The organism is Lampropedia puyangensis (genome assembly GCF_004833285.1).
GTDB classification, from domain to species: Bacteria; Pseudomonadota; Gammaproteobacteria; order Burkholderiales; family Burkholderiaceae_C; genus Lampropedia; species Lampropedia puyangensis.
In genome coordinates this window covers 193,166-206,688 of record NZ_STFG01000004.1, presented here as the reverse complement: position 1 = coordinate 206,688, position 13,523 = coordinate 193,166, and the positions used below count along the sequence as shown (strand labels likewise).

Here is a 13,523-nt window from a genome sequence, read left to right as displayed (position 1 = left end):
TGGGCGCTGGCGTGGTTGCTAAGATCATTGCTTAAGACAGCATTGATCTTGAGGTAAATGTGTAGGGGTATAGCTCAATTGGCAGAGCGTCGGTCTCCAAAACCGAAGGTTGTAGGTTCGATTCCTACTGCCCCTGCCAAGAGTGGTTTGCGAAACCTCTCTTGATTGAAAAGAAACCCGCCCTCAGTTGGCGGGTTTTGTGTATGAATATACTGTCCGATTTATTCGGCACGTGGAGTTGATATGGCTGCATCTTCGCAGGTTGAAACAGTTGGCGCTGGCGCCAGCGCGTTCAAGCTTGTTCTTTCTGCATTGTTGATTGTTGGCGCTATTGTGGCGTTTTATCTCTTGGCTGCGCAGGGGGCGTGGGTGCAGTGGTTGGTCTTGCTTTTAGGCTTGGCTTTGGCAGGTGGGGCATTTTTGTGGTCAAACCCCGGGCGTGATTTTGTGGGTTATGTTAAAGACTCATGGAATGAATTGAAGAAAGTGGTTTGGCCAAGCCGCAAGGAAACCATTCAAATGACTGGCTATGTGTTTGCGTTTGCAGTCATCATGGCACTCTTCCTGTGGTTGACGGACATGACCGTTGGCTGGGTTATTTTTGATTTGCTGCTGGGCTGGAGAGACTGATGACCGAAATTGAGAAGACACAAACTGAGGAGATTGGCATTCCTGCAGCCGCACAGCCCGTTGCAGAAGGTTTTGCTAAGCAGTGGTATATCGTTCATGCCTATTCGGGCATGGAAAAAGCCGTTGAACGCAACATCGCAGAGCGTGTTGCTCGCGCAGGTATGTCTACGAAATTTGGCCGTATTTTGGTTCCCACTGAAGAAGTGGTCGAAGTGAAAAATGGGCAGCGTAAAACAACGGAACGCAAGCTCTTTCCTGGCTATGTGTTCGTTGAGATGGTGATGGATGATGAGACGTGGCACTTGGTCAAGCAGACCAGCAAAGTGACCGGTTTCGTTGGTGGTGGCCGTAACAAGCCTGCCCCTATTTCTGAAGCTGAGGTGCAAAAAATCGTCAGCCAAATGCAGGAAGGCGGCGAGAAACCGCGTCATAAAATTGAATTTACCGTGGGTGAGTTGGTGCGTGTCAAGGAAGGTCCTTTTGCAGACTTCAATGGCAGCGTTGAGGAAGTCAACTATGAGCGCAGTCGTTTGCGTGTTTCTGTCATGATTTTTGGCCGTTCCACCCCTGTAGAGTTGGAGTTTGGCCAGGTAGAGAAAACCTGAGTTTTTTTCATCACAACATTGAAAAAATCAGTATCAGATAAAGGCGAGCCTTATAGTGGGCTCGCCTTTTTGCTTTGTGGGGGGGGCTAGGTGTGCTGCGTATATCTGTTGTGCAGAGTCAGATTGTTAGTTTTCTTGAAGTAGTTTTTGCAGCAAAGGCCCCCAGACGGCATGCAACGGCCCAGAGCAGGAGTGCCCCATCGGAGTGTTGAGTACAAGCTGTTTAAGTCGGCCGTTCATCGACTGCATGGCATGGATGGTTTTGTCTGGTGGAAAGAGGGCGTCGCTGTCAGCAACTACGTGCAACACGTTGGCTTGGGTCGTTGGCAATTGAGCTCGCACGTCAAACGATAACGCGGCTTTGAGCAGTGTCACCAGGCTGTGGGGATTGAAATGTTTAGCCCATTGTTTTGCCATGCTTTGAAGTGCAGGCCGGATATCTTTTGCAGGCAATCCCTGTGACTCTAATACGTGCGGCATGCCATATGTTTGCAGGGTCTGTAACCGCAGTTGGTACAAGGTTTCCTGCATAGATGGGCTTTGTGCTGCAGGCCAGTCAGGGCATGCTTGCAGAGTGTGCAGTAAATGTGGCAGCGACATGGCTGTGCATGCCGGTAAATAAGAAGCAGAAACAATGGCTCCTGCCACGTCAACAAAGTCAGGGTAGTCAACAATCCATTGGAGGGCTTGAAACCCGCCTAGTGATGGCCCGACCACTGCTCGCAAGTGCTGAATCCCGAGCTGTTTAACCAAGGCGTATTGCGTGGCAACGATATCAGACATGTTGATATCAGGAAAATCTGGGCCATAGACCTGCTGTGTTGCAGGATTGATGCTGCTAGGACCGGTGCTGCCATAGCAGGAGCCGAGCATGTTTGGGCAAATGATGAAGAAGCGATCAGTATCCAAAGGTTTACCCGGGCCCATTAGCGCGGCCCAAGGACCTTCTGCAACAGCACTACCCTGTGTTAGCAGTTGATGGCTAGCGGTGTATCCGTGGGTCACGACAATGGCATTTCTCCCATCGTTAGCGAGCGTGCCGTAACTGTTATAAGCCACTTCGCACTGCTGCAAGACATGCCCGTTATGCAGCTTTAATGGGCCAATGGAGTGGATGTGTGTAGAGCGCATCGGTTCTTTTAGCTAGGTAGATATGTTGCGGTAGTAGCGTAAGGGGGGACCTTACGGTGAATAACCTGCCGTACCGAAGGTGTTGAGCAGCAATAGGTGCCTTGCACTACCTCTTTTTTTTGAGTCTTGCGCGACTGGATGCAGATCGTAAATACCTCCTAAAGGGCCACTGTACCGATCAACCAATTTCTTCTGCCATGTTGATGTAGTCTGAACAGCCATCAACTTGGTTTGCGTATTTTGGCGATGGTGGAGGACCACATGGTCGCCTCCTCTTGAATGAGTGCGTTGAATGCTGTGGCAGACATTGGCATGGGTTCATGGAAAGCGTCGGCCAACTCTGCTTGATAGCTGGCGTTGGCATTGAAATGCTCACTGGCGGTAGCGATGGCCTGAATGATGCTGATATCGGTGCCTTTAGGGGCAGCAAAACCAAACCAAGTACGCTGACTGAACCCAGTAACACCAGCTTCTTTCAATGTTGGCACTTCTGGCATGAAAGGGGAGCGCTGCTCGGCTGAATAAGCCAACGCTCGCGAGCGGCCGGATTTGGCCTGTGGAATGGCCGTGGTGGTGCCATCAAATACAAAGTCCACTTGCCCTGCCATCAAGTCAGTCATGGCTGCTGCAGAGCTAGGATAGGGCACATGCAGAAACTCAATGCCAGTTAACTGCGCAAGTAATTCTGAGTACAAATAGGCAATGGAGCCGATGCCTGCTGAGGCATAACTGATGGTTTGTGCAGGCCGGCTCTGGGCATAGTCAATCAGCTCGTTAAGATTTTTCCATGGGGCGTTGGCGCGGGTGAGCATGACCATCCCTCCCTGCGCCAATCCTCCTGCTCCGATGAGATCATGTACAGGGTCAAAGCGCAGCTTGTCATAGAACGAGGGAAAGGTGGGCAGTGATGAGCTGACAAATAGCAAGGTATGCCCATCGGGTTTTGCAGCGGCCACAACGCCTGCGCCCAACGTTCCGCCAGCACCGGGGCGGTTTTCAATCACAACGGGCTGGCCTAACGCTTCAGACAGGTGTTTGCCTGCAACTCGGGCCAGTAGGTCTGTGGTGCTGCCTGCTCCAATTCCAACGACCAATTTGATAGCCCGAGTGGGGTAGGTGGGTGTTGAACTGCCGGCTATGGCGGGCAAAGAAAAAGCGGGAATGACACCCAAACCAGCGCAACTGGCAGCTTTTAACAAGGTGCGGCGTTGATGGAAGTGTTGGTTGCTCATGCTTGTCTCCTGAATCGTTATGGGGTGAATACGCAAGTTAACCGGTGATTTTTTCAATGATGGCTTGGCCAAGGACTTCTGTCCTTGCACTGCCGCCAAGGTCTGGTGTCAATGGTCCATCGATCAGTACCTCCTCGATTGCAGCCAGCATGCAGTCATGCGCAAGGCGGCCTGCGCCGGTATTGCCGGTGAGAAAATCCAGCATCAATGCCCCGGACCAAATCATGGCAATCGGATTCGCAATGCCTTTTCCGTAAATATCTGGTGCAGAGCCGTGTACCGGTTCAAACAATGAAGGGAAGGTGCGATCAGGATTTAAGTTGGCAGAGGGGGCTAAGCCAATCGTGCCTGTGGTCGCAGGGCCTAGATCTGAAAGGATGTCACCAAATAAATTCGAGGCCACTACTACGTCAAAGCGCTGCGGCTGCAGCACAAATCGGGCAGAAAGAATGTCGATGTGCTGCTTATCCACTTGCACTTGGGGGTAGTGTTTCCCAATGGCGTCGGCACGGCTGTCCCACCATGGCATGCTGATGGCAATTCCATTGGATTTCGTGGCTACGGTGAGTTGCTTGCGCTCACGCGACTGCGCCAATTCATAGGCATAGCGCAGTACGCGGTCTGTGCCATGGCGTGAGTAAACTGATTCTTGAATAACGATTTCACGCTCGGTACCTGCGTACATGACTCCACCCAATGAGGTGTATTCACCTTCGGTGTTTTCGCGCACAACCAGATAGTCAATATCTCCAGGCTTGCGTCCAGCCAGCGGGCATGGGACACCGTCAAACAGGCGAACAGGGCGCAGGTTCACGTACTGATCGAATTCACGACGGAATTTGAGCAAGGATCCCCATAGCGAAATGTGATCAGGTACTGTTTGCGGCCAGCCTACAGCTCCAAAGAAAATCGCGTCCATGCCTTGCAACTGTTCCTTCCAATCGTCAGGCATCATTTGTCCATGCGCAGCATAGTAGTCACAGCTGGCCCAATCAATGGTGGTTATTTGTAATGCAATGCCAAAGCGGTTTGCTGCTGCCATGGTTGCGGCGAGACCCAGAGGCATGACCTCTTTGCCAATGCCGTCCCCGGCGATGACTGCAATATGAAATGGGCGTGTTACGGGCATAGGGCTATTCCTGTGTAATGAATGTGTCGATGAAATTATTTTTCATTAATATCTAAGTGAATACAATCGTTTGAATGTGAATTGATTGCGCACAAATTATGAATAATTTGCCTTCCAATGAGGATTTACGCGTCTTTACGGTGGTGGCGCGTTTGGCCAGCTTTGTTGCTGCGGCGGAGGAATTGCGTGCCTCAACTGGGTATGTCAGCAAACGCATACGGCTGCTTGAAGAGTCTTTAGGCACAAAATTGTTGCATCGCACCACTCGTTCGGTCACTGTGACACAAGAGGGGGAGCGGGTCTTTCATTGGGCGCAGCGTGTGCTTGATGATGTGGAGCAATTACTCCAGGAGACAGCCATCACGCGGGCTGTGCCAAGCGGCTCACTGCGCATTAGTTGCAGCTTTGGTTTTGGGCGCAGGGTGGTTGCGCCAGTGCTTTCGCAGCTGGCTCTTCGTTATCCGAAATTGCAGGTGCGTTTGGAGGTGTTTGACCGTTTGGTAGACGTGGCCAGTGAAGGCGTTGATTTGGATGTGCGCGTGGGCGATGACATTGCGCAGCACCTGATTGCCAGGCCTTTAGCGACCAATCACCGCGTTCTGTGTGCGGCGCCACAATACTTGGCACTGCGGGGCGTGCCCCGAAGCTTGGCAGAGCTGAGTAACCACGATTGCCTCATCATCAAGGAGCGTGATCACCCATTTGGCGTGTGGAAAATGCGTTCAGGTGAAGATGAGCGTGTTGTGAAAGTGCGCGGTAGTTTATCGACCAACCATGGTGAAATTGCGGTGCAGTGGGCGATGGATGGCAGAGGCATCATTTTGCGGTCTCTGTGGGATGTGGCACCTCTGATTGAGCGCGGATTATTGCAGGTGGTGCTGCCGCAATGGCGACAAGAAGCCAATATTTGGGCGGTATACCCCTCACGATTGACGACCTCTGCCAAGGTGCGGGTGTGCGTAGAGTTTTTGCAGGAAGCATTTGCTCTGGGAGTACCTTTGGCATCACCCGCGCACCCGATGATTCCTTGATGAGGGGAGTTGCGCTTGAGCCCTAGTCAATGCTGCTGTTCATGGCCAAACGCTGGCGTTGGGTGAATTCTTCGTAGGTGTGAATCCCTCGCAATTGAAGGATGTAATTACGCACCGCAGCCTCAACGAGAACTGCAATGTTGCGGCCTGCCATGACCTGAATAATCGCCTTACGTACAGGCACACCCAATACGTTTTCGGTCAGCGGTTCATGAGGTAGACGGTCGTAATTGCGCTCCATTGATTCTTGGCGCACCAAGTGCACAATCATGCGTAGCCGCATGCGACGGCGAACAGCAGTTTCTCCAAAAATGGCACGGATATCCAATAAGCCAATACCGCGAACTTCCAGTAGGTTTTGCAGCAACTGTGGGCACTTGCCTTCAAGCGCGTTTTGGTTGATCTGCACCACATCGACCACATCGTCGGCAACTAAGCCATGTCCGCGGGTGATGAGCTCTAGGCCGAGCTCACTTTTACCTAAGCCCGACTCTCCGGTGATCAGTACGCCAACGCCCAGAATGTCCATGAATACACCGTGCAATGTGGTACTGGCGGCAAACAATTTGAAGAGGTAATTGCGCATCACATCAATCACATACGAAGAGGATTCGTGTGTGGCAAACATTGGAATTTGTGCCTGTTCGCACAAGTCCAGTAAAGCTTGCGGGGCTTGTTGACCATCAGCCAAAATCAACACCGGTGGTTCTAACTCCGTGATGCGTGTGACTCGGCGTACGCAATCGGCCTGAGTGGCGTTGGTGAGGTACTGAATTTCCTTCTCGCCCAGTACCTGTGCCCTGAAGGGATGGATGTAATTGAGGTAGCCCACCAGATCGGCGCTGGCGCGTGCAGATTGCACTGCACGTTGATCAAAGCGTCTGGAAAAGGCGTCTCGGCCTGCGATCCAGTGCCATTGCAACGCATCGGCAAACTCATCAAATAGGGCTTGTGCACTGACTGTATTACTCATGAATTCATCCTGGAAAAGGCCACGCAGCATCATAGGAGCAAGTCGGCATGACAGTGTGCTGGTGGCTATTTTCTCTGGTTTGATTTTCAGTCGTTCTCAACAAACCCTCATTTGCAACGCGATGGCATCCGTAGTATGGGAGATGGGTTTCTTGTTAGACTGCGTTTCAGAACGGATGCTGCGTTGGCATGAGATGGCCTAGGATGCCCGACCAAGTTAGTAGGAGGACTCTACGAATACGCCGCGTAGTCAACGAAAGAATCGTACGTCCGTTGTTAATAGTTAATAAGAAAGACACTATGCAATTGCTGGATGCATTGAATTGGCGCTATGCCACCAAAAGGATGACTGGAGAAGTGCTGGAGCAAGCACTTGTCGATCAAATTATTGAAGCAGCACGATTGGCACCGACTTCATCAGGTGTGCAGCCATTTCATGTGGTTGCTATTGCTAATCCTGAGGTTAAAAAAGCGATTGCACCGATCGCATTGAATCAACCGCAAATTGTGGAGTCCTCGCATGTGCTGGTCTTTGCTTCATGGGACTATATGAGCCCTGAGCGTATTGAGCAGCGATTCGAGTTCATCCGCAATCATCGAGAGCAAGCAGCGGAAACCTATGCGGGTATGGTGGCTAATCTCAAAAGTCTTTTTGCCGACTTGACGCCTGAACAGCACTACCACCATACTGCCAAGCAGGCGCATATTGGAATGGGGATGGCGATTGCTGCAGCAGCCCTTCTTGGTGTGGATGCTACTCCTATGGAAGGTTTTGATAAAGCCGCACTTGATGAGTATTTGGAGTTGGACAAGAGGGGCTTGAAGTCAGTCACTTTGTTGGCCTTAGGCCGGCGAGACGTAGAGAATGATTGGTTGCTAGGTCAGAAGAAAGTGCGTATTCCAAAGGATGAGTTCGTGATCGAAATGCGCTGATTCCCTTGGAGGTGATAGCCAGCAAAATGACAATCGTTTGGGTTTTGTGTCAATCATTGACTATGCCTATTTGAGTGAAAATTTTTTCCTGCCTATAATCTCTGCCATACATAGTCTATAAATTTACGATTGTTAACAATGAGAATTGCTGTACTGGATGACGATCCGCTGGTTCAAGAACTGGAACGTGCTGCCATTGAGCAGTTGGGCCACAGTTGTTACGTATTTTCCGATGGCGCAAGCCTGCTGAAAGATTTACGTCGGCAAACATTCGATTTGTTGATCGTGGATTGGCATTTGCCTGATATGGATGGCCCCCGTGTTGTGGAGTCTGTGCGGCAAAGTATCGGCTCAAACATGCCGATTCTGTTCGTTACCCGTCGTGGAACAGAAGAGGATGTGGTTGAAGGCCTCAGCTGTGGTGCTGATGACTTTATGACCAAGCCGGTACGTGTGGGGGAATTGACCGCACGATTGAATGCTTTGTTGCGTCGCGCTTACCCTGCAACACAAACAGGCATTTTGGAGTTTGGTATTTACCGTTTCAATACGGACAAGCGCACTTTGGAGGTGCGTGGTGTTCCTGTGGAAATGAAAACGCGTGAATTTGATTTGGCACTTTTCATGTTCCAGAACGTGGGGCGCTTACTGTCGCGAGACCATGTGCGCGAAATGGTGTGGGGGCAGCTGTATCAAGTTCCTTCACGCTCACTGGATACCCATGTTTCACGTCTGCGCGCTAAACTTGAATTGACTCCTGAAAATGGGTATGTCGTTAACGCGGTGTATGGTGTGGGCTACCGTTTGGAGTCCTCTGGTCCTGACACCCCTCCGCCTGCGACTGAATAAAATACCTTTAATCAAAAAAACGCTGCTTGATTTGCTGCGTTTTTTTATGGTCAATCGTGTTGCGTAAAGGCTGGGGCTTTCACTATGTGCGATTCAGCGTGGCAAGGCGAGCCGCCAAGGCGATAAACACAATGCTGGCAAGGCGATTGAGTATGCGCTGGGCTTTGACTGAGCGTTGTAGAAGGTGGCCAAAGAAACCAGAGAAGCATGCGATGGCCCCAAAAACCAGCAAAGTCGTACCCGCAAAGAGGGCGCCAAAAATGGCAATCTGAGGCCCTATCGGCCCTACATTAGGATCCGCGAATTGCGGCAAAAATGCCAGAAAGAACATCAGAACTTTGGGGTTGCTGAGGTTCATCAACATACCCCGGCCGACCATTGCCAGTGGATGGCGCTTAGAGGACGATGTTGAAGCTGTATGGCCGGAAGACAATTCTTGCGGTGTTGACGAGCATGGAGCATGCCAGGCCCCCCAGGCCAGCCAAGCTAAATAAGCCGCGCCCAGAAGTTTGAGCACCATAAATGCGGTACTGGATGCAGCAACAACTGCTGCCAGGCCTAGAGCGACAGCGCATGTATGCACCACGACGCCGATGCACAATCCCACGACAACGAGAAGCCCCGTGCGCAAGCCATGCTGCGCAGACTGGATCAAGACAAAAATGTTGTCTGGGCCTGGGGTGAGAGCTAGTAATACGGCCAAACCGAAAAATTGTAGGAGTATCTCGAATGCAGGCATGGTTGTATTTGGGGCTCAATGAACAGGCGGTGAGGGGAGTGACTCAATGGCGGGGTCGCGCTCTAAGAGTTGTTGTACCAATTCTTGTGCATTGGTTTTACCTTCCAACAGTTGCACGACCGCTGCACTGATGGGCATTTCGACTCCTAGTTGTCCAGCGCGTTGCACGACATTGTGGGCGCAGTACACGCCTTCTGCGACGTGTCCGAGTGTGGCGAGAATTTCTGGCAGGCTTTGACCTTGCGCCAGCAACAAGCCAACTTTGCGATTGCGTGACAATCCGCCCGTCGCGGTCAAAACTAGGTCTCCTACACCAGACAGTCCCATGAAAGTTTCGGGGCGTCCACCCAGAGCACAACCTAAACGGGTCATTTCAGCCAAGCCGCGCGTAATCAATGCCGCACGCGCATTGAGTCCCAGATCCAGGCCATCGCAAATGCCCGTGGCAATTGCCAGCACGTTCTTGACTGCACCACCTACTTCAACACCGACCAGATCGGTGTTGCCATACACGCGCATATTGTTGCCGTGGAATGCTGCAATCAATAGGGCTTGCACACGCGCATCATGAGAAGCCGCAACGAGTGCCGTAGGCTGACTGCGCGCTACCTCCAGAGCAAAGCTGGGGCCGCTGAGAACTCCGCAGAGCAGGTGAGGCGCTGCTTTGAGCTGTACCTCATGGGGTAGCAAGCCGTTTGTTTGTTCAATACCCTTGCAGAGCCAAACCACTGGCGCTTGCGGCGAAAGCATGGCTATAGTCTGCAGCATATCGCTGAGCGCGGATACTGGAGTGCCCAGCACGACGAGGTCCGCAGACATTACCAAATGGGAGAAGTTGCCTTCTTCAATGCAGAGGTTGTCAGGAAAATCAACCTCATCCAAATAACGTGGATTGCGCCTCTGTAAGCGCATTTGCTCTGCTTGCTGCGCATCTCGTACCCATAGGCTGACGTGATGATGTGCAGGGTGCTTGGCTGCAGCAATGGCTACTGCGGTGCCCCAGGCACCAGCACCCAGCACGGCAATGGATAAGCGATTGGCAGTGGTCATCAGAGTCTCCTTTGGCAGCATTGTCTTTGGTGATGTGCTCGGGGCCGCATGTGCAATGCAGCGGCCAGAACGAACAATGGCCCTATAGGGCCATTGTTATCCATTAAAGCGCTTGCGTAGAGTGCTCTTTGGGCTTAACGCATGCGCTGCATGGCTTATTGCACAGAGCTGGACTCGGCTGCCGCGGCCGCTTGTTGCTGTTCGTACATGGCCTGGAAGTTGATTTCAGCCAAGTGCACTGGTGGGAAGCCTGCACGGTTAATGATGTCAGAGATATTGCCACGCAGGTAGGGATAAACGATTTGTGGGCACGCGACGCCAACCACTGCACCCATTTGGTCTTCAGGGATGTTGCGAATTTCGAAAATACCTGCTTGCTTGGCCTCTACCAAGAACAGCGTCTTGTCTTCCACTTTAGTTGTTACGGTGCCCGTTACGGAGATTTCATAAATACCGTCGGCCACAGTGGTTGCTGCAACGGCCAATTGGATATCCACATTGGGTTGCTTTTGTTCCAACAAAATGGCTGGGGAGTTGGGCTGCTCCAGAGACAGGTCTTTCAGGTAGACGCGTTGAATCTGGAAAACAGGAGTGTTGTTTGCTTCATCAGCCATACTGCAACTACTTTCTTAGGGAATCGATATGAAATAAAAACAAAACAGGGCTTTGCCCATCCACGCATACCGCGCTGCGCGGCATAGGTTCAACGGCCTATTATGCAGGCATTCGGTGCCATTACTGGCGAGCAGTATGCTGCGGTGTCACCGTATTCGCAGAACGTGTGCATACGGTGACTGGCATCAATGCAGCGTTGATTTATGCCGCGTTTGTGGCGGACCGCGAATTCGCGTCAACCACGGCTAGTGCGGTCATATTCACAATGCGGCGCACTGTCGTGCTTGGCGTGAGAATATGCACGGCCTTGTCGCAACCCAGCAGAATCGGTCCGATAGCGATGTTTTGTCCTGCTGCCGTTTTGAGCAGGTTGTAGGAGATGTTGGCCGCATCAATATTGGGAAACACCAGCAAGTTGGCATCGCCCTCCAGTGTGGAATTGGGCATGACGGCTTTGCGCATGCCATGGTCCAGAGCCACATCACCATGCATTTCTCCATCCACTTCAAGCCACGGTGCTTGCTCTTGTAGCAATGCCAATGTGCGGCGCATTTTTTCGGCGCTTGGTTGCGCACTGCTGCCAAAACTTGAATGCGACAGCAAGGCCACTTTGGGCTTAATACCAAAGCGCTGGATTTCTTCCGCTGCTGCAATGGTCAGCTCGGTCAACTGTTCTGCTGTCGGGTCGTAATTCACATGGGTGTCCACCAGGAAAACTTGACGCCCCGGCAAGATCAAACCGTTCATGGCGCCGTAAGTTTTTGCTCCGGGCTTGATACCAATGACCTGGTCAATGTAATTCAGGTGGTGGCTATAGCCGCCCCAGGTACCGGTGATCAAGCCGTCCACTTGGCCTTTGTGCAGCAGCATTGCTCCAATGAGCGAGAGCCGGCGGCGCATTTCGATTTTGGCGATCGAGACAGTGATCCCTTTGCGCTCTGTGAGTTGGTGGTAGGTTTTCCAGAAGTCTTGGTAGCGTTCGTCTTGCTCGGTATTCACGACGTCGTAGTCGGTGCCTTCGCGCAGGCGCAGGCCAAATTTTTCAATACGCTGGGCAATGATGGCGGGCCGACCAATCAAGGTTGGGCGAGCAATCCGTTCATCCACCACAATTTGCGCTGCACGCAATACGCGTTCTTCTTCGCCTTCGCTGTATGCAATGCGCTTGGCCTTAGCTGATTTGGCTGCCAAGATGATGGGCTTCATGATGGTGCCTGATGTGTAGACGAAGTTCTGCAACTTCTGCACATAGGCATCCATATCGGTAATCGGGCGTGATGCAACGCCGCTGGCCTCTGCTGCTTTGGCAACTGCAGGGGCAATCATCATCATCAAGCGAGGGTCAAACGGTTTTGGAATCACATATTCAGGGCCAAACATCAGTTTTTCGCCCACATAAGCGCGTGCGACTTCTTCGCTTTGTTCAGCTTGAGCCAGCTCCACAATCGCTTCGACTGCTGCAATTTCCATCTCGTCGGTGATGGCGGTTGCCCCGCAATCGAGTGCGCCGCGGAACAGGTATGGGAAGCACAATACGTTGTTGACTTGGTTGGGGTAGTCGCTACGGCCTGTGGCGATGACGGCGTCTGAGCGAACGGCTTTTACGTCATCTGGGGAAATTTCGGGTGTTGGATTGGCCAAGGCCAAGATCAAGGGTTTGTCGGCCATGCGTTGAACCATGTCTTGCTTGAGCACGCCGCCAGCAGATAGGCCCAGAAACACATCGGCGCCATCAATCACTTCGGCCAGTGTGCGTTTATCGGTTTTTTGGGCAAATGTGGCCTTGATCTCGTCCATCAAAGCGGTGCGGCCTTCATAGACCACGCCTTCTAGGTCAGTGACCCAAACATTTTCGCGCTTGAGGCCCAGTTTTAGCAGCAGGCCAAGGCATGCCAAAGCGGCTGCGCCCGCACCTGAGGCTACGAGCTTGACCTCTTCAATTTTTTTCCCCACCACACGCAGGCCGCCAACGACGGCGGAGCCCACGACAATGGCTGTGCCATGCTGGTCGTCATGAAAAACGGGGATTTTCATGCGCTTGCGTAGTTCCCTCTCGACGTAAAAACATTCTGGTGCTTTGATGTCTTCGAGATTGATGCCGCCAAAAGTCGGTTCTAGCGCAGCGATGATTTCAACCAGTTTTTGCGGGTCTTTCTCATCAATCTCGATGTCGAAAACATCAATGCCCGAGAACTTCTTGAACAGAACGCCTTTGCCTTCCATCACGGGCTTAGAGGCCAGCGCGCCAATGTCACCCAGCCCTAAAACTGCGGTTCCGTTACTGATAACGCCCACCAAGTTGCCGCGGCTGGTGTAGCGCGAGGCGGTTGATGGGTCTTTTTGAATTTCTTCGCACGGTACAGCAACACCAGGGGAATATGCCAGCGACAGGTCGTACTGGTTCATCAGTTGCTTGGTTGGTGCAACGGAGATCTTCCCTGGGGTCGGGAACTCATGGTAGTCCAGTGCAGCTTCGCGCAGCTGGGCACGTTTATTGATGGACTCGGGGGACTGGTCTGCAGGCATCGGGCTTCCTCTACGCTTGGGTCTCATTGTGTGGCGTGCAGGCTTTGGCGGTGGCTGGGCAACCGCGCAAAGTGCGCACAA

At 52.2% G+C, this 13,523-nt stretch carries 13 protein-coding genes and 1 tRNA gene; 6 read left to right on the top strand and 8 right to left on the bottom strand.

The window, feature by feature from the left end; translation table 11 throughout:
* Window positions 1–63: 63 nt before the first annotated feature.
* The 3 genes from E9531_RS06370 to nusG all read left to right on the top strand — a co-directional run bounded on the left by E9531_RS06370 (window position 64) and on the right by nusG (window position 1,235).
* Window positions 64–139 (top strand) — tRNA-Trp (locus E9531_RS06370).
* Between the two features lie 104 nt (window positions 140–243).
* Entirely contained in the window at window positions 244–630 is a 387-nt protein-coding gene (secE, locus tag E9531_RS06365) for a preprotein translocase subunit SecE (protein WP_136572903.1), read from the top strand.
* On the top strand, window positions 630–1,235 hold the full coding sequence (gene nusG / locus E9531_RS06360) for a transcription termination/antitermination protein NusG (RefSeq protein WP_136572902.1): 606 nt from the start codon (window positions 630–632) through the stop codon (window positions 1,233–1,235). Before secE ends, nusG begins: the two co-directional genes overlap by 1 nt.
* Window positions 1,236–1,361: 126 nt before the next feature.
* On the opposite strand, the gene E9531_RS06355 is transcribed toward nusG, so the two are convergent.
* The 3 genes from E9531_RS06355 to E9531_RS06345 all read right to left on the bottom strand — a co-directional run bounded on the left by E9531_RS06355 (window position 1,362) and on the right by E9531_RS06345 (window position 4,727).
* Window positions 1,362–2,366 carry an alpha/beta fold hydrolase gene (locus E9531_RS06355; RefSeq protein WP_136572901.1) on the bottom strand — a complete coding sequence of 335 codons (1,005 nt, stop codon included), beginning with the start codon at window positions 2,364–2,366 and terminating at the stop codon, window positions 1,362–1,364.
* Window positions 2,367–2,587: 221 nt separating this feature from the next.
* Window positions 2,588–3,598, bottom strand: coding sequence for a Bug family tripartite tricarboxylate transporter substrate binding protein (locus E9531_RS06350; protein WP_136572900.1), 1,011 nt, complete (start codon window positions 3,596–3,598; stop codon window positions 2,588–2,590).
* A 37-nt stretch (window positions 3,599–3,635) separates the two neighbouring features.
* Complete coding sequence (locus tag E9531_RS06345) at window positions 3,636–4,727, bottom strand: tartrate dehydrogenase (protein WP_136572899.1); 1,092 nt, start codon at window positions 4,725–4,727, stop codon at window positions 3,636–3,638.
* A gap of 98 nt (window positions 4,728–4,825) precedes the next feature.
* On the opposite strand from E9531_RS06345, the gene E9531_RS06340 reads away from it, so the two are divergent.
* The gene (locus E9531_RS06340; protein ID WP_136572898.1) at window positions 4,826–5,758 is read left to right on the top strand and encodes a LysR substrate-binding domain-containing protein; all 933 of its coding nucleotides are present in this window, start codon (window positions 4,826–4,828) and stop codon (window positions 5,756–5,758) included.
* A gap of 22 nt (window positions 5,759–5,780) precedes the next feature.
* On the opposite strand, the gene hprK is transcribed toward E9531_RS06340, so the two are convergent.
* Window positions 5,781–6,731, bottom strand: a complete 951-nt coding sequence (gene hprK / locus E9531_RS06335; RefSeq protein WP_136572897.1) for an HPr(Ser) kinase/phosphatase — start codon at window positions 6,729–6,731, stop codon at window positions 5,781–5,783.
* 299 nt (window positions 6,732–7,030) lie between these two features.
* Here hprK and E9531_RS06330 point away from each other — a divergent pair, with 299 nt between their 5' ends.
* Together E9531_RS06330 and E9531_RS06325 are read left to right on the top strand one after the other, a co-directional pair.
* Entirely contained in the window at window positions 7,031–7,663 is a 633-nt protein-coding gene (locus E9531_RS06330) for a nitroreductase family protein (protein WP_136572896.1), read from the top strand.
* 138 nt (window positions 7,664–7,801) lie between these two features.
* A complete protein-coding gene (locus tag E9531_RS06325) occupies window positions 7,802–8,512 on the top strand; it encodes a response regulator transcription factor (RefSeq protein WP_136572895.1) in 711 nt (236 codons plus the stop codon).
* A gap of 82 nt (window positions 8,513–8,594) precedes the next feature.
* Here E9531_RS06325 and E9531_RS06320 read toward each other — a convergent pair whose 3' ends face one another.
* The 4 genes from E9531_RS06320 to E9531_RS06305 all read right to left on the bottom strand — a co-directional run bounded on the left by E9531_RS06320 (window position 8,595) and on the right by E9531_RS06305 (window position 13,442).
* On the bottom strand, window positions 8,595–9,251 hold the full coding sequence (locus E9531_RS06320) for a LysE family translocator (protein WP_136572894.1): 657 nt from the start codon (window positions 9,249–9,251) through the stop codon (window positions 8,595–8,597).
* Window positions 9,252–9,266: 15 nt separating this feature from the next.
* The gene (locus E9531_RS06315; protein WP_136572893.1) at window positions 9,267–10,301 is read right to left on the bottom strand and encodes an NAD(P)H-dependent glycerol-3-phosphate dehydrogenase; all 1,035 of its coding nucleotides are present in this window, start codon (window positions 10,299–10,301) and stop codon (window positions 9,267–9,269) included.
* Between the two features lie 155 nt (window positions 10,302–10,456).
* A complete protein-coding gene (gene secB, locus E9531_RS06310) occupies window positions 10,457–10,915 on the bottom strand; it encodes a protein-export chaperone SecB (RefSeq protein ID WP_136572892.1) in 459 nt (152 codons plus the stop codon).
* A 202-nt stretch (window positions 10,916–11,117) separates the two neighbouring features.
* Window positions 11,118–13,442, bottom strand: coding sequence for an NADP-dependent malic enzyme (locus E9531_RS06305; protein ID WP_136572891.1), 2,325 nt, complete (start codon window positions 13,440–13,442; stop codon window positions 11,118–11,120).
* Between the last annotated feature and the right edge of the window lie 81 nt (window positions 13,443–13,523).

What these genes read in the sequence shown, in the direction of transcription:
- secE (WP_136572903.1), top strand. Translation starts at nt 244, where the DNA reads ATGGCTGCATCTTCGCAGGTTGAAACAGTTGGCGCTGGCGCCAGCGCG.
- nusG (WP_136572902.1), top strand. Translation starts at nt 630, where the DNA reads ATGACCGAAATTGAGAAGACACAAACTGAGGAGATTGGCATTCCTGCA.
- E9531_RS06355 (WP_136572901.1), bottom strand. Translation starts at nt 2,366, where the DNA reads ATGCGCTCTACACACATCCACTCCATTGGCCCATTAAAGCTGCATAAC.
- E9531_RS06350 (WP_136572900.1), bottom strand. Translation starts at nt 3,598, where the DNA reads ATGAGCAACCAACACTTCCATCAACGCCGCACCTTGTTAAAAGCTGCC.
- E9531_RS06345 (WP_136572899.1), bottom strand. Translation starts at nt 4,727, where the DNA reads ATGCCCGTAACACGCCCATTTCATATTGCAGTCATCGCCGGGGACGGC.
- E9531_RS06340 (WP_136572898.1), top strand. Translation starts at nt 4,826, where the DNA reads ATGAATAATTTGCCTTCCAATGAGGATTTACGCGTCTTTACGGTGGTG.
- hprK (WP_136572897.1), bottom strand. Translation starts at nt 6,731, where the DNA reads ATGAGTAATACAGTCAGTGCACAAGCCCTATTTGATGAGTTTGCCGAT.
- E9531_RS06330 (WP_136572896.1), top strand. Translation starts at nt 7,031, where the DNA reads ATGCAATTGCTGGATGCATTGAATTGGCGCTATGCCACCAAAAGGATG.
- E9531_RS06325 (WP_136572895.1), top strand. Translation starts at nt 7,802, where the DNA reads ATGAGAATTGCTGTACTGGATGACGATCCGCTGGTTCAAGAACTGGAA.
- E9531_RS06320 (WP_136572894.1), bottom strand. Translation starts at nt 9,251, where the DNA reads ATGCCTGCATTCGAGATACTCCTACAATTTTTCGGTTTGGCCGTATTA.
- E9531_RS06315 (WP_136572893.1), bottom strand. Translation starts at nt 10,301, where the DNA reads ATGACCACTGCCAATCGCTTATCCATTGCCGTGCTGGGTGCTGGTGCC.
- secB (WP_136572892.1), bottom strand. Translation starts at nt 10,915, where the DNA reads ATGGCTGATGAAGCAAACAACACTCCTGTTTTCCAGATTCAACGCGTC.
- E9531_RS06305 (WP_136572891.1), bottom strand. Translation starts at nt 13,442, where the DNA reads ATGCCTGCAGACCAGTCCCCCGAGTCCATCAATAAACGTGCCCAGCTG.